Genomic DNA, 15,660 nt, shown 5'->3' with positions numbered 1-15,660 from the left:
AGCTCAAAATATATTGAGCTCTGATCGTTATTTAATCGAAGAAGCAAATTGTTCTACTGTCGTCGTATTGTGTATGCGAACACGCTTCATTTTTAACAGCTCATCGGGTTCACCTTTCGTAATGAACTTTCCGGGCTTTGTTGTCGTCGCAAATTGATAATACTTCTTCGTTTCTGCAACGACTTTATCATCTACATGACCGAATGGATAAGCAACTGCGATAACAGGCTTACCTGTTATTTTTTCTAGCTTTTCTTTCGATTCCTTTAATTCTTCTTCATAGTTTGTAATCTTCGGTAAGTCTGCATGTGTTGCAGTATGAGATTGCATGGAGAAAATACCCGAATCAACCATTTCTTTTATGTCGGATGTAGAAAGAGATCCGTCAGCATCGGCATTATTAACAATCATATATTCTGTTGCTGTTGGTTTAAACGTATCGTCTTTTAGCTTTTGCAAAATATGAAATGCATTCATATTATTTTTCATACCGTCATCAAATGTAACAAAGATAGGTTTATTTACTTTATTAATATCGCCCCAACGTTCAAAAGTTAGTAATGTATAGCCGTTGTCCTTTAAATATTTCATTTGGGCTTCAAAATTAGCAGGTGATACGAATAAATCTTTAATGCCTTGTCCATGATAATCATCGATTGCATGGTACATAAGAACGGGAACCTTTTGCTGGAAAGTAATAGTAGATTTTGTGAGTGGAATGTTTTTCCCATCTTCTTTCCTTCCTATTGCTTCAATTTGAAACTCACCGCGTTTTCCTTCAAATTCTTTTATGTCAAAAGGAAGTGAAAATTGCTTTTCCTTTTCTTTAGAAGACAAAGATTTAGCAGTTTCCTTTCCATCAGCAGTTCGCCAAATTTTATATTGTACTTCAGCTAAAGTATCTTTTATATCTGCCATATGAATAGTAGTGTTTGTAGATTCGTGTGTAATAGGAAGATAAGAAATTTTACCTTGTTCTTGTACGGTCACTTCTTGTTTCTTAGTCTCTTGAACCTTTTTCTCTTTTTTAGGATCTTGACTTACATTGCTAGTATTACAACCTGCTAGAATGGCAGACGTACATAAAGCGATTGCTGCGTATTTTCTCATAAAATCACCTTCTATTGTGTATTATGTTGCATACGTATTTAAAATCCCCACCGCTGTAAGAGAGGTGGGGACATACCCTTGTTCATCATATCATTTTTAATTATGAGATAGGTTAGTGCCTTTCGATAGAAATATTCTTTCGTCTTTTAGTAAAGTTTACTTTATAAGAGATATGAATTTTTCCATAGATGTATTAGGCCCTACAAAATGGCGTTTAATTAAGTACTGTTCGTTTGGCATCCCTTTTGTAATGTGATTACCATGATCAGTAGTTACTGCGAATTCATAATGTTTTTTTGTTTCTTCAACAGCTGGATCATTATAAGAACCTACTGGATAGGCGAGAGCAATGACTTTTTTACCAGTAAGGGCTTCGATTTTTTCTTTCGAACTACGTAATTCCTCATCATAATTACTTGAATGAGCCATCATCGTATGATTAGCAGTATGCGATTGAATAGAAAAAATGCCTGAATCCATCATTTGTTTTATCTCATCTGTTGATAGACGATTTGGTTTGTCTATCTCATTTGCAGTAAGAAATTCAGTAGCCGTAGGTTGGAATCTATCATCCTTTAATTTTTGTAAAATATGAAGAGCATTCATATTATTTTTTCGACCATCATCCATCGTTACAAAAATAGGTTTATTTACACGATTTATATCATTCCAACGTTCAAACGTAAGCATCGTATAACCGTTATCTTTCAAATATTGCATATGCTTTTCGAATTGCTCAGGTGGTACGTATAAGCCGTAATCCCCATCACTTGGTCCAGGGTATTTTTCAATCGCATGGTACATTAATACGGGTACATGTTGCTGGAATGTAATTTTAGATGTTACTAGATCTGTTTCAGTATGATCTTCTTTGATTCCTACTGTTTCAATTTGAAATTCGCCACGTTTTAAATGAAATGATTTTAAATGTAGTGGGAGGGCAAAGTCACGATCTTTTTCTTGTGAAGTAAAAGTTTGTTTGCTTTCAGGACCATCAGCAGTACGCCAAATATTGTAACGTACTTGTGTGAATGAATCTCTTAAATCTTTGGTATAAAGCGTGGTGTTTTGTGCGTTATATTCATAAGGATCCCATGTAATAATCCCTTGTGTTAAAGGCAGTTCAACCGCTTTCGCTTTTTTTTGTTCAACTGTTTGTTTCGCCGTTGCTTCTTTTATTTGTTTATCACTAGTGCTACTAGTGTTACAACCTACGAGAATAGCAGAAGAAAGTAAAGCGATATATGTATATTTTTTCATTCTATCATCCTTCTATTGTGTTTTAATTATCATCACTTATGTCTTGAAATTATCATTCGTATAAGTGACACTAACTCAAATTTTCGATTTTAAAAATTTGAATTATACCCTTGTACATCATATCACTATAGAATATAGAGGGGAATACATTTTTGGAATAATTCGGAAAAACACTTTATATTTTTCTGGTGGAGTTTACATAAAAATACATATAGAAGAAAGTAAAAAAACTCCACTTAAATTTCCTTTTGAAAAAGGAGAAGTAAGGTGGAGTTTTTTATTATATAAACAATCCAGCGATTGTTGCAGATAAAATAGAAGCAAGTGTTGATGCAAATAACATTTTCCAGCCGAATTTAGAAACGATGCTTCCTTGTTTTTCAGAAAGGGCACGGATTGTACCGACAATCGCACCAATTTGGCTAATACTTGCGAAGCTAATTAAGAATACTGTAACGATTCCAACTGTACGTGGAGATAATGTTGATGCAACATCTTTTAAATCAAGAATTGCTACAAATTCGTTTAATACAATCTTCGTACCCATAATACCACCAGCTGGGATAATATCTTGAGTTGGAATACCCATTAAGAATGCGAATGGAGCAAGTATATAACCGAAGATTTGTTGTAACGTAACAGCATATCCCATTGCACCTGAAGCTGCGCTAATTACGTAGTTTACAACTTCCATCACACCGATGAAGGCGATCATTAATGCAGCAACGATACCAGCTACTTTTAAACCATCAAGCGCACCGTTAATCATTGCGCCGATAAAGCTGTCTCCGAATAAAGTTCTATCAAATTTTTGAATCACTTCATCTTCTTTCTTCGTATCAACTGGTGTTAATAGCGAACAAACGATTAAGCTTGAGAATAAGTTTAATGGAAGAGCTGCTAGTACATATTTCGCATCTAACATCATTACGTATGATGCTGTAACAGAAGCAGAAACGGAACTCATTGCAGAACAACAAATGATAAACATACGGTTTTTGTTAAAATGTTGTAAATCATTTTTAATAACGATTAACGCTTCACTTGAACCGAAGAATACAGAGTTTACTGCGTGGAATGACTCGACGCGTGGTAAACCGGTAATTTTTGAAATGGCACCGCCGACAACGCGAACGATGAATGGTAAAACACCTAAATAACTAAAGATAGAAAGTAGTGCTGAGAAAAATACGATAATTAATAATACATTTAAGAAAAAGACAAAATCTCTTTGAATTCCATTAAAGAGAAAATCGACACCTGTCGTACCAAGTTTAATTAGTTTGTTGAAAACTTTACCAATGAAAATAATGACTTGTTGACCAATCTTTGTGCCAAACATAAACCAACCGATTAAAATTTGAAAACCAATCATAATAGCAATTGCACGGAAGTTGATTTTACTTTTGTTGTTTGACAAAGCAAAACATAAACCTAAAACGACAAGAATACCGATAATGCTCATTACATATTGCATGTAGTTGCCCCTTTCAGAAGTTCGTATAAAGTTTGTACATAAAACGCTCGTTATATTACTAAAAATAAAACAAAGAGGTTTTATGTCATACGTAAGATGTCTGACCTTTTAGAAAAATAAAAATAAAAAAAGACCCATATGGATTCACTTTCATCTATGAGAGAAAGCTAATCAATATGAGTCCTTTTTTGCACATAGGCTAATATTCATTAGTTTTCCCCATAGTCCAGCAATTTAAGGTTGCCGGGTAGAAACTCTCGATCCATATTATCGAATATATATGAGGTAACATCGTCCGTATTAAATTAGTAGTAGCGTAACATTAACAGAGAACTATCGTCAATAGCTTTTTTTCTTCCGATAGAAATAGACCATATAAGTATGATAAAATGTAACGCAGTGTTATGAAAAAGAGAGGTCGGAAAATGAGTATAAAAATGACGCCACCAGTTGAAAAAAACGAGTTTATAGATGTAGTATTTGAAGATTTAACACATGATGGTGCCGGTGTTGCGAAAGTAAAGGGCTATCCTATTTTCGTTAAAAACGGATTACCAGGTGAAGAAGCACAAATTAAAATTATTAAAGTGAAGAAAAACTTCGCATTCGGTCGTTTAATGAAGCTTCATACAGAGAGCCCATATCGTAAAGATGCAGAATGCCCAGTGTACAATCAGTGCGGCGGTTGTCAGCTTCAGCACTTAACATATGAAGGACAATTACAAGCGAAAGAAAAACAAGTACGTGACGTTATGCAGCGCATTGGCGGATTAAGCGATGTTCCTGTGCACCCTGTACTTGGTATGAAGAACCCATGGGTATACCGTAACAAAGCACAAGTACCAATTGGAGAACGTGAAGGTGGACTTGTCGCTGGTTTCTATCGCCAAGGAACACATGACATTATTAATATGGAATCATGTTTAATTCAGGCAGAAGAAAACGATGCATTAATCCAGGAAGTAAAGCGTATTTGTGAAAAACACGGTATTTCGGCATACAACGAAGAGCGTAACAAAGGAACACTTCGCCACGTAATGGCTCGTCACGGACAAGTAACAGGGGAAATTATGCTTGTCTTCATTACTCGTACAGCAGAATTACCAAACAAAAAAGCAATCATTGAAGAAATTGCTGCGAAATTCCCAGAAGTAAAATCGATTGTTCAAAACGTAAACACGAAACGTACAAACGTAATCTTCGGAGACACGACGACAGTACTGTACGGATCAGAATACATTTATGACTTTATCGGTGACATTAAATTTGCAATTTCAGCACGTTCATTCTATCAAGTAAACCCAGAGCAAACGAAAGTGCTATATGATAAAACGTTAGAATATGCAAAACTAGATGGCAACGAAACAGTAATTGATGCCTATTGCGGAATTGGATCAATTTCCTTATTCCTAGCGCAAAAAGCGAAAAAAGTGTACGGCGTTGAAATCGTCCCGGAAGCAATCGAAGACGCAAACCGAAACGCAGCACTAAACAACATGACAAACGCTGAGTTTGGTGTAGGAGAAGCAGAAGTAGTTATTCCAAAATGGTACAAAGAAGGCATAATCGCCGACACAATGGTCGTAGATCCACCGCGTAAAGGTTGTGATGATGCACTACTAAACACAATCATCGACATGAAACCAAAACGCGTCGTATACGTATCATGTAACCCAGCAACATTAGCGCGTGACTTAAAAGTACTAGAAGAAGGCGGATATAAAACGCAGGAAGTACAACCTGTTGATATGTTCCCGCATACGACTCATGTGGAGTGTGTAGCTTGGCTTAAGTTGGTATAATAGAAAAGCAGTTGATATAGGAAAATCTATACCATCTGCTTTTTGGTTTACAAAAATACCATTTATAAGCGATTTTAGTTAAAATAAATATTGCTGATTTTCACAAATTATAAATTGAGAGTTTGAAATTGTATTCATAGTGAGAGGATTTGAATTTGAAATGATAGATAATTTTTGGCGTGATTTACCACGACCATTTTTCGTACTTGCACCAATGGAAGATGTGACAGACGTTGTTTTTCGTCACGTAGTAAGTGAAGCTGGTAGCCCAGACGTATTCTTCACAGAGTTCACAAACTCGGATAGCTATTGTCATCCAGAAGGTATGAAAAGTGTACGTGGCCGTTTAATTTTCACAGAAGATGAACAACCGATCGTGGCACATATTTGGGGAGATAACCCTGAATACTTCCGCCAAATGAGTATTGGTATGGCAGAGCTAGGATTTAAAGGTATCGATATTAATATGGGATGCCCTGTACCGAACGTTGCATCAAGAGGAAAAGGGAGTGGCCTTATTCTACGTCCAGACGTTGCGGCAGAACTTATCCAAGCAGCAAAAGCGGGCGGACTACCTGTCAGCGTAAAAACACGACTTGGCTTTAAAGAGTTAAGCGAGTGGGAAGATTGGTTAACGCACATTTTCAAACAAGATATTGCAAACCTTTCTATTCACTTACGTACAAGAGAAGAAATGAGCCAAGTAGATGCGCACTGGGAACTAATTCCGGAAATAAAAAAATTACGTGACCGCATTGCACCAAATACGCTAATAACAATCAATGGAGACATCCTTGATCGTAAAATGGGGCTGGAACTTGCTGAAAAATACGGTATTGATGGCGTAATGATTGGACGAGGCATCTTTAAAAATCCATTTGCTTTTGAAAAAGAGCCAAGAGAGCATAGCAGTAAAGAACACCTTGATCTTTTAAGACTACAACTTGATCTTCAAGATCAATATGCAGAAGTACTACCACGCTCCATTACAGGATTACATCGCTTCTTCAAAATTTATGTAAAAGGCTTCCCTGGAGCTGCTGAACTAAGAAATCAATTGATGAGTACGAAATCGACTGATGAAGTGCGTGCGTTGCTTGATAAGTTTGAGGCGAGTGTTAATGTGGTAGAAGGTAGTGAAACAGTGTAACTTTTGAAAGTTACACTGTTTCATTTTAATTAAGGTGAACCGTACCACAAATAAAAAGTAAAACCTAAGTAAACATAATCAATCTATTTCACCTGAATTTTGCGTAACATTTACGTTTGAGTTGCCTACTAAATTAGAGTTGCATAAAAAGAAATGGACTAACCTATATCAGGTTAGTCCATTTTTTAGTGTGTTAATTAATAGTAAATCCCCATCCTTTTTTGCTTTATTAATATCATCCTCAAAGGAAGGAGCTATCCCACTACTAACTAAAATACTCTTTACAGTATTTGATTGAAGGTGTTTCTATCGATAGGACCTTTCTTAATTTCTAATACAATAAATTCGTTATTAGAAGTATCTCTTAATAATAAATAAAATCATCCCCACAAGCATTAATCCACCTAAGACTACAAAACCTACCTCTAAAATGTTAAAGTAGTAATTTGACGACATTAATTTATACATGCTAAAAAGCATTATTATATTTAACATTTCAGGAGGCAAAACAATGGCAATGAGCAACAACGATATATTAAAAAGAGTAAGGTACGCTTTAGATATAAGAGATATAGATATGGTAGAAATCTTTAAACTTGGTGGTATGGAAGTAACGAAAGAAGACGTAGTTGATATGCTTACAAAAATAAAGAGAGCTCCTCAGCATGAAGCTGAAAATGATGATGTAATCGAAGATGAGTACGTAAAAACATGCGATATGATGATGTTAGAGGCATTTTTCAATGGATTTATTACTTTAAAAAGAGGGAAGCAAGATCCGAAACCAGGACAACCGGCACCTGTACAAAGCAAAGAGAGTGCGAATAATCTTCTTCTAAAGAAAATGAAAATTGCACTATCTTTAACGAGTGAGGATGTACTTGATATATTAGATAGCGTAGGCGTTATAGTAACAAAGGGAGAATTAGGAGCCCTATTAAGAAAGAAAGGCCATAAAAATTACAAAGAGTGCGGCGATAGATACGCAAGGAATTTCATTAAGGGATTAGGTGTAAAGTATAGAGGGTAATGAGTTTGTTAAAGCAGCAAATGATATAATAGGTAGAGTAGGGCGTTTGTAGCCTACTCTTTTTTATTTGTAAAAATAATATGCTAGGTGATGAAATGGTACATACATATTTAGGTGAGACAATTAATTTTCATATAACTTATAAAAAGAAAAAGTCGGTGCGTCTTTTTGTAGATTCGTACGGAAATGTGGAAGTGCAGGCTCCGAAAGGGACACCTGTTGAATACTTAGTCCAGTTGCTGGAGGAGAAGTGGGATTGGATTCAGAAAACATGTAAGGAAATGCAAGAGCGAGCGCTTGGACCACAGGAAAAGGATTATGATCAAGGAGAGGGTTTTCTGTATTTAGGGAATACGTATCCGATACAGATTTCTCAAGATGCAAGTATTACGCAAGACAATGCAGTGTTTGAAGGTAATAAGCTACATATTTATGTGAAAGAGCTTAAGGATGAGAAAGTCCAGCAGGCTTTAAAACGATTTTACTATAAGCAGTGTAAGTCATTAGTAGAGAAGAGTATTAAAGTGCATCAAAGTAACTTCAAAACAAAACCACGTTCTATTCGTATTACAGATAGTAGTCGTACGTGGGGAACTTGTGATTCAAATTTACAGCTAACATTTAATTGGAAGTTAGCGATGGCACCACAGCAAGTAATTGATTATGTAGTTGTTCATGAAATGTGCCATATGGTTCATTTAAATCATGATCGCTCTTTTTGGCGTCTTGTCGGGAAGATAATGCCCGATTATAAGGAAATGGAGAATTGGTTAGCGTTATCTAGTTGGAAGATGACGGTTTAGTAAGGAATATCGATTTTTATCGGTAAATCGAAATTTATCGTCGAATCGTTGATATATTGTAAGTTACGATAGATATATTTGAAAAATCGTTGATATATTGTGAGTAATGATAGATATACTCGAAAAATCGTTGATATAATTTCAGTTACCATAGAATCGTTTGGTGAAGAGAAAGTAAAAAGGAAGGGATACCCCTTCCTTTTTACTTATAGATTATCGTCCAAACTTCACAATAAAAGTATCGTCTATTTTTACCATCTCATACCCACGATACCCTTCCGAAAGCAACGCCTGCTGTCCAACAGCGTCACTCATCGGAACACTCTTAACATCCGTCCAATTTCTTTCCTTGTCCCCACGCAATTCCTTCACAAAAACATAGCGCATACTCCCGCCATATTTCTTCTTCAATGCAGCAATCTCCATTCCTTGCGCAAATTTATCCTTTAAACTTGGAATGTTAAAAGGAGCAACGGTGCAGCAAACGTAATCGTATTTGCTATCTTCTTTTTGTAATTCGTCCATGATGACTGTCGCTAATATTTTTTGCATCCCATTTCCGCGGCTATTCGGGTGAACATTTGAAATTTCTTGATAGATGACGCGATGTAGTTCGCTTTCTGCTATGCCAATATCAAGCCCTAAATGTTCATCATCGATAGGAGGGACGAGTAGAGCGCGAAATGCGATGAGTTCGTTTTCGATAAAAGCACCGATCATCATGCCGTTTCCTTCTAGAATGTATTGAAATTCTTCTTGTGAGAGTGGTTGTAAACGACTTTTATCTTCTAGTGCTTCCACTACGATGTTTTGTAGTGATAAAATTTGTTCGATGTGCTCTAGTGATAGTAATGTAACATGAAATGATTCGTTATTTTGTTTTAATGTTCCTTCGTATAGAACCGTCATATGATAGTCCTCCTTTAGCGTACAACGTCTTGAAAGACGGTTAGTTCTTGTAATGTATCTTCATTTATTTCAATGCCGAGTCCTGGCTTTTCGTTTAAGCGAATAAATGGTACGTCGTAATGTAAGTTTCCGATGTCTTTCGTGAACTTTAATGGACCTGTAAGTTCAACGCTCGTAATGATTTTCTTTGAGAAAGCGACATGAAACCCTGCGGAAGAGGCAACAGATGATTCGACCATTGATCCCACTTGGCATTCAATGCCGGCCATTTCTGCTTGATGAGCGAGTTTTACAGCGGGATATATGCCGCCGCATTTCATTAGTTTTATATTCACTTTATCAGCCGCGTCTAATTTAATGATTTGGCGCATTTCACGAGAACCTTTTAATCCTTCATCAATCATAAGCGGAAGGTCTGTTTTAGAGCGAATGTGAGCCATTGCGTCAATATCGTCTGCGACAACAGGCTGTTCAATCCAGTCGATGTTTAAATGATCTAATGAACGAAGGGCCGTTAATGTGTTTGCACTATTTTGCCACCCTTGGTTTACATCAACACGAATCGCGATATCACTTCCTACACGTTCACGTACAGCTTCAATACGTTTTACATCTTCTTTTACATTTGTACCGACTTTCATTTTGAAAGATTGGTAACCTTTCTGAATCATAGAGGCAGCTTCTTCTGCCATGTCCTCTGGATTAGCAATACTTAAGACGTGAGTGACAGGAAAGTCTTCATGGTAGCGCCCGCCAATTAATTGATATACAGGCTGATTTAATTTTTTGCCCATTATATCAAAACAAGCAATATCAATCGCGGCCTTCGCAGTAGGCACACCGTAAATTGTATTGTCCATCATATCGTGTATTTTCTCGATATTCATTGGATTTTGTCCGATGAGAGCAGGTGCAAGTGTATGTTTTAAAGTATGGAAAGTACTTTCCCATGATTCGCCTGTAACGTGATCATCAGCAACGCCCTCACCGTAACCGATAATGCCTTCATCTGTTTCCATTTTGACGATAATAGAAGGCATATCAGAATAAGAACCATAACTAATAACAAACGGATTGCGAAGTGGTAAACGAATTGCGTAAAGATGAATAGCTGTAATTTTCATTGAATAGAAACCCCTTCCTGTTTACAATAGTTTTGTACATTTGATATAGTTGACGTTAAATAGTCGTTAATTAATGATAAGGAGTTAGAGAAAATGATGATAAAAATTGCAGTTGTCGGTTCAAAGGAGTTTATGGAGAATCTTTTACCTATTGCTCATAAACTAGAAGAAATAGAGATTGATTCATACATTTACCTCCATCCGGCGGAATCTTCTGAACTTTTGAAGCGTTTAAAGCCTTGTGATTTCATCTTTTTCTCAGGTGCTTTACCTTATTATATGGCAAAAGAAATAAGAGAACAATTACGAATTCCAAGTACGTACTTACAGCAAGACGAGACAACTGTCGCATCTTCCATTCTTTCTGTCATGTATCATCAACGTATTCAACCACATAACATTTCAATTGATTTAGTAGACCGCTCATTCATTACAAATGTGTTCCATGATATCGGTATAAAAGAAAGTCCACAAGTGTTAGATTATGAAAATATGCTGTGGAGTAAAGATGAAATAAATAGAGTTATTGATTTTCATGTAGCTAAATATCAATCTGGAGATGCTCATTTAGCTTTAACTAGCATTCACGCTGTCTATGATGAACTTCAAAAAATAGGTATTCCTTCAGAGCGTATGATAGATCCGAAGCAATCCATTATACATGGGTTAAAAGATGCGAAAATAAAAGCTGAGTTAGCAAAAAGCCATTCAGCTACTGTTGGTGCTTGTATGATTTCTTCTTTAGAATTACGAGAAGGTATGCTTGAGCAATTAGATGTCATTTCAAAAGAACTACGTGGTTCATTTAAAAAAGTTGATGAAATGACGTTCATTTTGTATACGACTCGTGGTGATATTGAATCGATTATAAAAACAAATATGATAAATAATTTATTTGCGAGTATAGAAGGAACGATAGCTATTGGATTTGGTTACGGAAAAACTGTGAAGGAAGCAGAGCAAAATGCTAAAATCGCTCAAAGTTTTGCGAAGAATAATCCAATAGACCACTGTTTTTATATACTAACAAGTGATAAAGAACTATTTGGTCCGTTCCCGAAAGAACAGAGAGTACAAAGTTTGAAGAATGACAACCCGGAACTCATGAAAATAGCGAAGGAAACGAAACTGAGTCCAGCAAACTTATCAAAAATTATTCAATTTAGTCAATCACATCCGTCATTGAAGTTTACAGCAGCGGATCTTTCTGAATACTTACAAGTGACTCGGCGATCGACAGAAAGGTTATTAAAGAAACTAGTTGATTATGGGTATGCTCATATTTGCGGCGAGGAAATGCCCTATCAACAAGGGCGCCCCCGCGCAATATATGAAATGAATTTACCGGTATCTTTAAGCTTCTAGTTGTGCCTTTTGTTTTTTTAATAGTTCTGCTTTTTCAATGTCTGATAGTTTCGTAATTGTGAGACCAGTTATGCCGTAAATGATTGAAATAATAGGTACGATGAAATTCAATATAGCATAAGGAGCATATTCGAATGCGCCAACTCCAAGTGTTGCGAGTATAAATACACCACATGTATTCCAAGGTACGAAAACAGAAGTTAATGTTCCGCCATCTTCTAATGCTCTGGATAAATTTTTAGAATGTAGTCCTTTTTCTGTGTATGCATTTGCGTACATTCTTGAAGGAACAACAATCGAAATATATTGTTCAGAGCAAGTAAGGTTTGTTGCAAAGCAAGATGCGATAGTAGAAGCGATAAGTCCTTTTGCTGATGTCGCTAATTTTAAAATTTGATTTACAATTGAGCGAAGAATGCCAGTATGTTCTAATACTCCTCCAAAAGTCATAGCGACAATTGTCATAGAAACTGTATTCATCATCGAATTTAAGCCACCGCGGTTAAAGAGTTCGTCTACTAGCTTGTTACCAGTGTCTATGACAAACCCATTTTGGAGTGCACCGACAGATGCGGAGACAGAACCACCTTGAATAAAGACTTGTGATAAAAATCCTAAAATAATACCTACGAGAATAGCCGGGATCGCAGGAACCTTTTTAGCGACCAATACCATAACAACTACAGGTATGATTAATAGGAAAGGTGAGATAACAAAGTTTTGTTGCAATACTTGTAACGTTTGATCGATACCTTGTGCATCAATATCGTTAGCGCCGAAGCTTCTTCCTAAGAACGCATAAACGATAAGAGTAATAATTAAACCTGGAATTGTAGTAAATAACATATGACGAATATGTGTGAATAGATCTGTATTTGTTAATCCTGCAGCTAAGTTTGTCGTGTCTGAAAGCGGTGACATTTTATCGCCGAAATAAGAACCGGAAATGATAGCACCGGCAACCATTGGAGCGGGGATTCCCATACTTAGGCCAATTCCCATTCCTGCAACCCCAATTGTTCCCATTGTAGACCAAGAGCTACCGATAGCTAATGCAACAATAGAACAAATAATTGTAATTGAAACTAAAAATAGTGATGGAGTTAAAAGATTTAAACCGTAATAAATCATTGTTGCGACGATTCCGCCGCCAATCCAAGCACCAATCGTTAAACCTACTAGAATAATGATAACGATAGCGGGTAATGCGAGGCGAATTCCTTTATACATTGCTTCTTCAATGTCGTTCCATTTGTAACCGTAACGCCAAGCAACGATAGAAGCAACGGTTGTACCGATAATAAGTGGGACGTGAGGGCTTTGTTTTAATACAACAATTGTAACCATCATAACTGCAACTGTAATGATAATAGGGATTATTGCTACGCCAAAAGGTATTTCTTTTTTCATAAATTGCCTCCTCATTATGTATGTTTGTATTTTTAGAATTGTCGCAAAATAGACGTTATTAAATTATAATAACTAAAAATTGATATGAGCGTCAATAAAAAAACAGAAAATAAGGAATGTTCTATCGTTATAAAGTGAATAGAAATAAGTTGTCGATCGTATTTAAAAATAAACAATTGACTTTTTTCTTAAAATTCAATATGTTCATAAAAACATCTGTTTTTCATAAGTATAATTAACCTGAATGGTTTTGAAATTTGGGAAGGAGAATGTAGCTTTGAAAACATTAGAATTACAAGAGCGGTTAATTGAAATTTTTCAGCATTTACATGAAAACCCTGAAGTGAGTTGGAAAGAGTATGAAACGACAGCGTATATTACTAACTTTTTAAAAGAAGAAGGAATTTCATATAAAATATTTGATGATTGCCCAGGCGTGATTGCTGAAATTGGAAGCGGAAATCCAGTTATTGCAATTCGTGCCGATATGGATGCACTTTGGCAAGAAGTGGACGGAGAGTTTAAAGCGAATCATTCATGTGGTCACGATGCTCATATGACAATTGTGATGGGGCTTATTTTACAATTGAAAAATATGAGATGGGATAGTGGAACGGTTAGATTTATTTTTCAGCCGGCAGAGGAAAAAGGAAATGGTTCTTTAAAGATGGTAGAGAAGGGTGCTGTGGATGATGCTGATTTCTTATTTGGTGTTCATCTAAGACCGATTGAAGAACTACCTTTGAAACAAGCTGCCCCATCTATTCGTCACGGAGCAGCAGGATTTTTAGAAGGAACGATTCATGGAGATGATGCACATGGGGCACGCCCGCATCAAGGGATAAATGCAATTGATGTCATTTCTATGATCAATATCGGTTTGAAAAATATATGGCTACCACCGCAAAGTTCATACTCAGTGAAGATGACAAGGTGTCAAGCTGGTGGAGATAATTTAAATATCATTCCAGGTAACGGGCATTTTAGTTTAGATGTAAGAGCAAAAAATAACATATTACTAAATGAATTGAAGCAAAAAATAGAGCGAGTAATTCTATCAGCGGAATCAATGGGATCTAAAGTATCTTATGAGTGGATCGATCTCGCGCCAGGAGCTGAAGTGTCAGAAGAAGCTGAGCGCTTTATGCGAAAAGGCATTCTTGAAGTGTACGGAGAAGAGGGATGCACTGGACCACTGTATACGACAGGAAGCGATGATTTCCATTACTACACAGTGAAGAGACCACATTTAAAAGCTGTCATGCTTGGACTAGGGGCCAACCTACAACCTGGATTACACCATCCATATATGAAGTTCGATCATAGTTGTATTATGGATGGAGTAGAAATATTGAAACAAACTGTATTGAAAGTATTAGAGGACAGGGGCTAGATAGCTCCTGTTTTTTTGTAGGAATTTGTCGGTAAGTCGATATTCCTTGTTGAAACATCGATATATTGAAAAAAACGTTGATATAATTTCACGTACCAGTTAGCTTGATGCAAAATGAGTCTCCAGTACATGGTGTATAATAATAAGTACCATTTTCTAATAGGAGAAGACGAATGAACGAACAATATTACGATGCAGTATTACATATAAAAACTGTCGGTGAGCAAAAGGGCTTTAATAAATCTATGCATTATCACCGTTATGAACCGACGCCATATAGCGGATTAGATGAGTTATTGAATCAATATGAAATAAGAAGTAGCGATCAGGTTGTAGATTTTGGGTGCGGAAAAGGACGATTAAACTTTTACATGCACCATAAGTGTGGTGCTTCAGCGGTTGGAATTGAAATGAATGAAGAGTTCTATAAAGAAGCCATGGATAATCTTGATCGTTATGCACGAAAGGTAAGAAACAGTAAAGATAAAATTCGGTTTGAATGTTGTTTAGCGCAGGAATATGAGATTAATCCACGTGATAATCGGTTTTATTTCTTTAATCCATTTTCTATACAAGTGTTTATGAATGTAGTAAATAACATTTTGCTTTCGGTAGAGGAAACAGAGAGAGAAGTGGATATTATTTTATACTATCCTTCTGAAGATTATATTTTCTTCTTGGAGAATCAGACTGCGTTTGAATTGAAGAGGGAAGTAAGGTTGCCTGGTGCTTATGAGAAAAATGGGAATGAAAGATTTTTAGTGTATACATTAAGAATATAAAAAAGCAGGTGCCTTGGCACCTGCTTTTCTTTACTCACGTCTATA

13 protein-coding genes and 1 riboswitch are annotated in these 15,660 nt (G+C 36.2%); of the genes, 7 read left to right on the top strand and 6 right to left on the bottom strand.

The window, feature by feature from the left end; genetic code table 11:
- Window positions 1-27 precede the first annotated feature (27 nt).
- The 3 genes from QEP67_RS26025 to QEP67_RS26015 form a co-directional block, all read right to left on the bottom strand.
- Entirely contained in the window at window positions 28-1,110 is a 1,083-nt protein-coding gene (locus QEP67_RS26025; protein ID WP_001233726.1) for a polysaccharide deacetylase family protein, read from the bottom strand.
- A 156-nt stretch (window positions 1,111-1,266) separates the two neighbouring features.
- Entirely contained in the window at window positions 1,267-2,370 is a 1,104-nt protein-coding gene (locus tag QEP67_RS26020; protein ID WP_000760994.1) for a polysaccharide deacetylase family protein, read from the bottom strand.
- 280 nt (window positions 2,371-2,650) lie between these two features.
- Entirely contained in the window at window positions 2,651-3,847 is a 1,197-nt protein-coding gene (locus tag QEP67_RS26015; protein ID WP_001200508.1) for a nucleoside transporter C-terminal domain-containing protein, read from the bottom strand.
- A 202-nt stretch (window positions 3,848-4,049) separates the two neighbouring features.
- Window positions 4,050-4,151, bottom strand: a riboswitch (purine riboswitch).
- 121 nt (window positions 4,152-4,272) lie between these two features.
- On the opposite strand from QEP67_RS26015, the gene rlmD reads away from it, so the two are divergent.
- The 4 genes from rlmD to QEP67_RS25995 all read left to right on the top strand — a co-directional run bounded on the left by rlmD (window position 4,273) and on the right by QEP67_RS25995 (window position 8,632).
- Window positions 4,273-5,649 carry a 23S rRNA (uracil(1939)-C(5))-methyltransferase RlmD gene (gene rlmD / locus QEP67_RS26010; protein WP_353706476.1) on the top strand — a complete coding sequence of 459 codons (1,377 nt, stop codon included), beginning with the start codon at window positions 4,273-4,275 and terminating at the stop codon, window positions 5,647-5,649.
- 160 nt (window positions 5,650-5,809) lie between these two features.
- On the top strand, window positions 5,810-6,799 hold the full coding sequence (locus QEP67_RS26005) for a tRNA-dihydrouridine synthase (RefSeq protein WP_000566697.1): 990 nt from the start codon (window positions 5,810-5,812) through the stop codon (window positions 6,797-6,799).
- A gap of 511 nt (window positions 6,800-7,310) precedes the next feature.
- Entirely contained in the window at window positions 7,311-7,829 is a 519-nt protein-coding gene (locus QEP67_RS26000; protein WP_001251725.1) for a DUF1456 family protein, read from the top strand.
- Window positions 7,830-7,924: 95 nt separating this feature from the next.
- Window positions 7,925-8,632, top strand: coding sequence for a SprT family zinc-dependent metalloprotease (locus QEP67_RS25995; protein ID WP_000233743.1), 708 nt, complete (start codon window positions 7,925-7,927; stop codon window positions 8,630-8,632).
- 213 nt (window positions 8,633-8,845) lie between these two features.
- Here the strand turns inward: QEP67_RS25995 and QEP67_RS25990 are convergent, their stop codons facing one another.
- Both QEP67_RS25990 and QEP67_RS25985 read right to left on the bottom strand, forming a co-directional pair.
- A complete protein-coding gene (locus tag QEP67_RS25990) occupies window positions 8,846-9,541 on the bottom strand; it encodes a hypothetical protein (RefSeq protein ID WP_000217545.1) in 696 nt (231 codons plus the stop codon).
- 14 nt (window positions 9,542-9,555) lie between these two features.
- Entirely contained in the window at window positions 9,556-10,665 is a 1,110-nt protein-coding gene (locus tag QEP67_RS25985; RefSeq protein ID WP_000704478.1) for a dipeptide epimerase, read from the bottom strand.
- A gap of 93 nt (window positions 10,666-10,758) precedes the next feature.
- Here QEP67_RS25985 and QEP67_RS25980 point away from each other — a divergent pair, with 93 nt between their 5' ends.
- On the top strand, window positions 10,759-12,030 hold the full coding sequence (locus tag QEP67_RS25980) for a hypothetical protein (RefSeq protein ID WP_000972824.1): 1,272 nt from the start codon (window positions 10,759-10,761) through the stop codon (window positions 12,028-12,030).
- Here the strand turns inward: QEP67_RS25980 and nhaC are convergent.
- Entirely contained in the window at window positions 12,019-13,440 is a 1,422-nt protein-coding gene (gene nhaC, locus QEP67_RS25975; RefSeq protein WP_000711534.1) for a Na+/H+ antiporter NhaC, read from the bottom strand. The genes QEP67_RS25980 and nhaC overlap by 12 nt on opposite strands.
- Before the next feature lie 277 nt (window positions 13,441-13,717).
- On the opposite strand from nhaC, the gene QEP67_RS25970 reads away from it, so the two are divergent.
- A complete protein-coding gene (locus tag QEP67_RS25970) occupies window positions 13,718-14,833 on the top strand; it encodes a M20 peptidase aminoacylase family protein (protein WP_353706475.1) in 1,116 nt (371 codons plus the stop codon).
- A gap of 173 nt (window positions 14,834-15,006) precedes the next feature.
- A complete protein-coding gene (locus QEP67_RS25965) occupies window positions 15,007-15,615 on the top strand; it encodes a class I SAM-dependent methyltransferase (protein WP_001005615.1) in 609 nt (202 codons plus the stop codon).
- The last annotated feature ends 45 nt before the right edge of the window (window positions 15,616-15,660 follow it).

It is taken from the genome of Bacillus cereus group sp. MS39 (assembly GCF_040448665.1).
GTDB lineage: Bacteria > Bacillota > Bacilli > Bacillales > Bacillaceae_G > Bacillus_A > Bacillus_A wiedmannii.
This window is presented reverse-complemented; position numbering and strand designations above follow the sequence as displayed.

Coding starts and splice junctions, on each gene's coding strand:
- QEP67_RS26025 (WP_001233726.1), bottom strand. CDS start 1,110: ATGAGAAAATACGCAGCAATCGCTTTATGTACGTCTGCCATTCTAGCA.
- QEP67_RS26020 (WP_000760994.1), bottom strand. CDS start 2,370: ATGAAAAAATATACATATATCGCTTTACTTTCTTCTGCTATTCTCGTA.
- QEP67_RS26015 (WP_001200508.1), bottom strand. CDS start 3,847: ATGCAATATGTAATGAGCATTATCGGTATTCTTGTCGTTTTAGGTTTA.
- rlmD (WP_353706476.1), top strand. CDS start 4,273: ATGAGTATAAAAATGACGCCACCAGTTGAAAAAAACGAGTTTATAGAT.
- QEP67_RS26005 (WP_000566697.1), top strand. CDS start 5,810: ATGATAGATAATTTTTGGCGTGATTTACCACGACCATTTTTCGTACTT.
- QEP67_RS26000 (WP_001251725.1), top strand. CDS start 7,311: ATGGCAATGAGCAACAACGATATATTAAAAAGAGTAAGGTACGCTTTA.
- QEP67_RS25995 (WP_000233743.1), top strand. CDS start 7,925: ATGGTACATACATATTTAGGTGAGACAATTAATTTTCATATAACTTAT.
- QEP67_RS25990 (WP_000217545.1), bottom strand. CDS start 9,541: ATGACGGTTCTATACGAAGGAACATTAAAACAAAATAACGAATCATTT.
- QEP67_RS25985 (WP_000704478.1), bottom strand. CDS start 10,665: ATGAAAATTACAGCTATTCATCTTTACGCAATTCGTTTACCACTTCGC.
- QEP67_RS25980 (WP_000972824.1), top strand. CDS start 10,759: ATGATGATAAAAATTGCAGTTGTCGGTTCAAAGGAGTTTATGGAGAAT.
- nhaC (WP_000711534.1), bottom strand. CDS start 13,440: ATGAAAAAAGAAATACCTTTTGGCGTAGCAATAATCCCTATTATCATT.
- QEP67_RS25965 (WP_001005615.1), top strand. CDS start 15,007: ATGAACGAACAATATTACGATGCAGTATTACATATAAAAACTGTCGGT.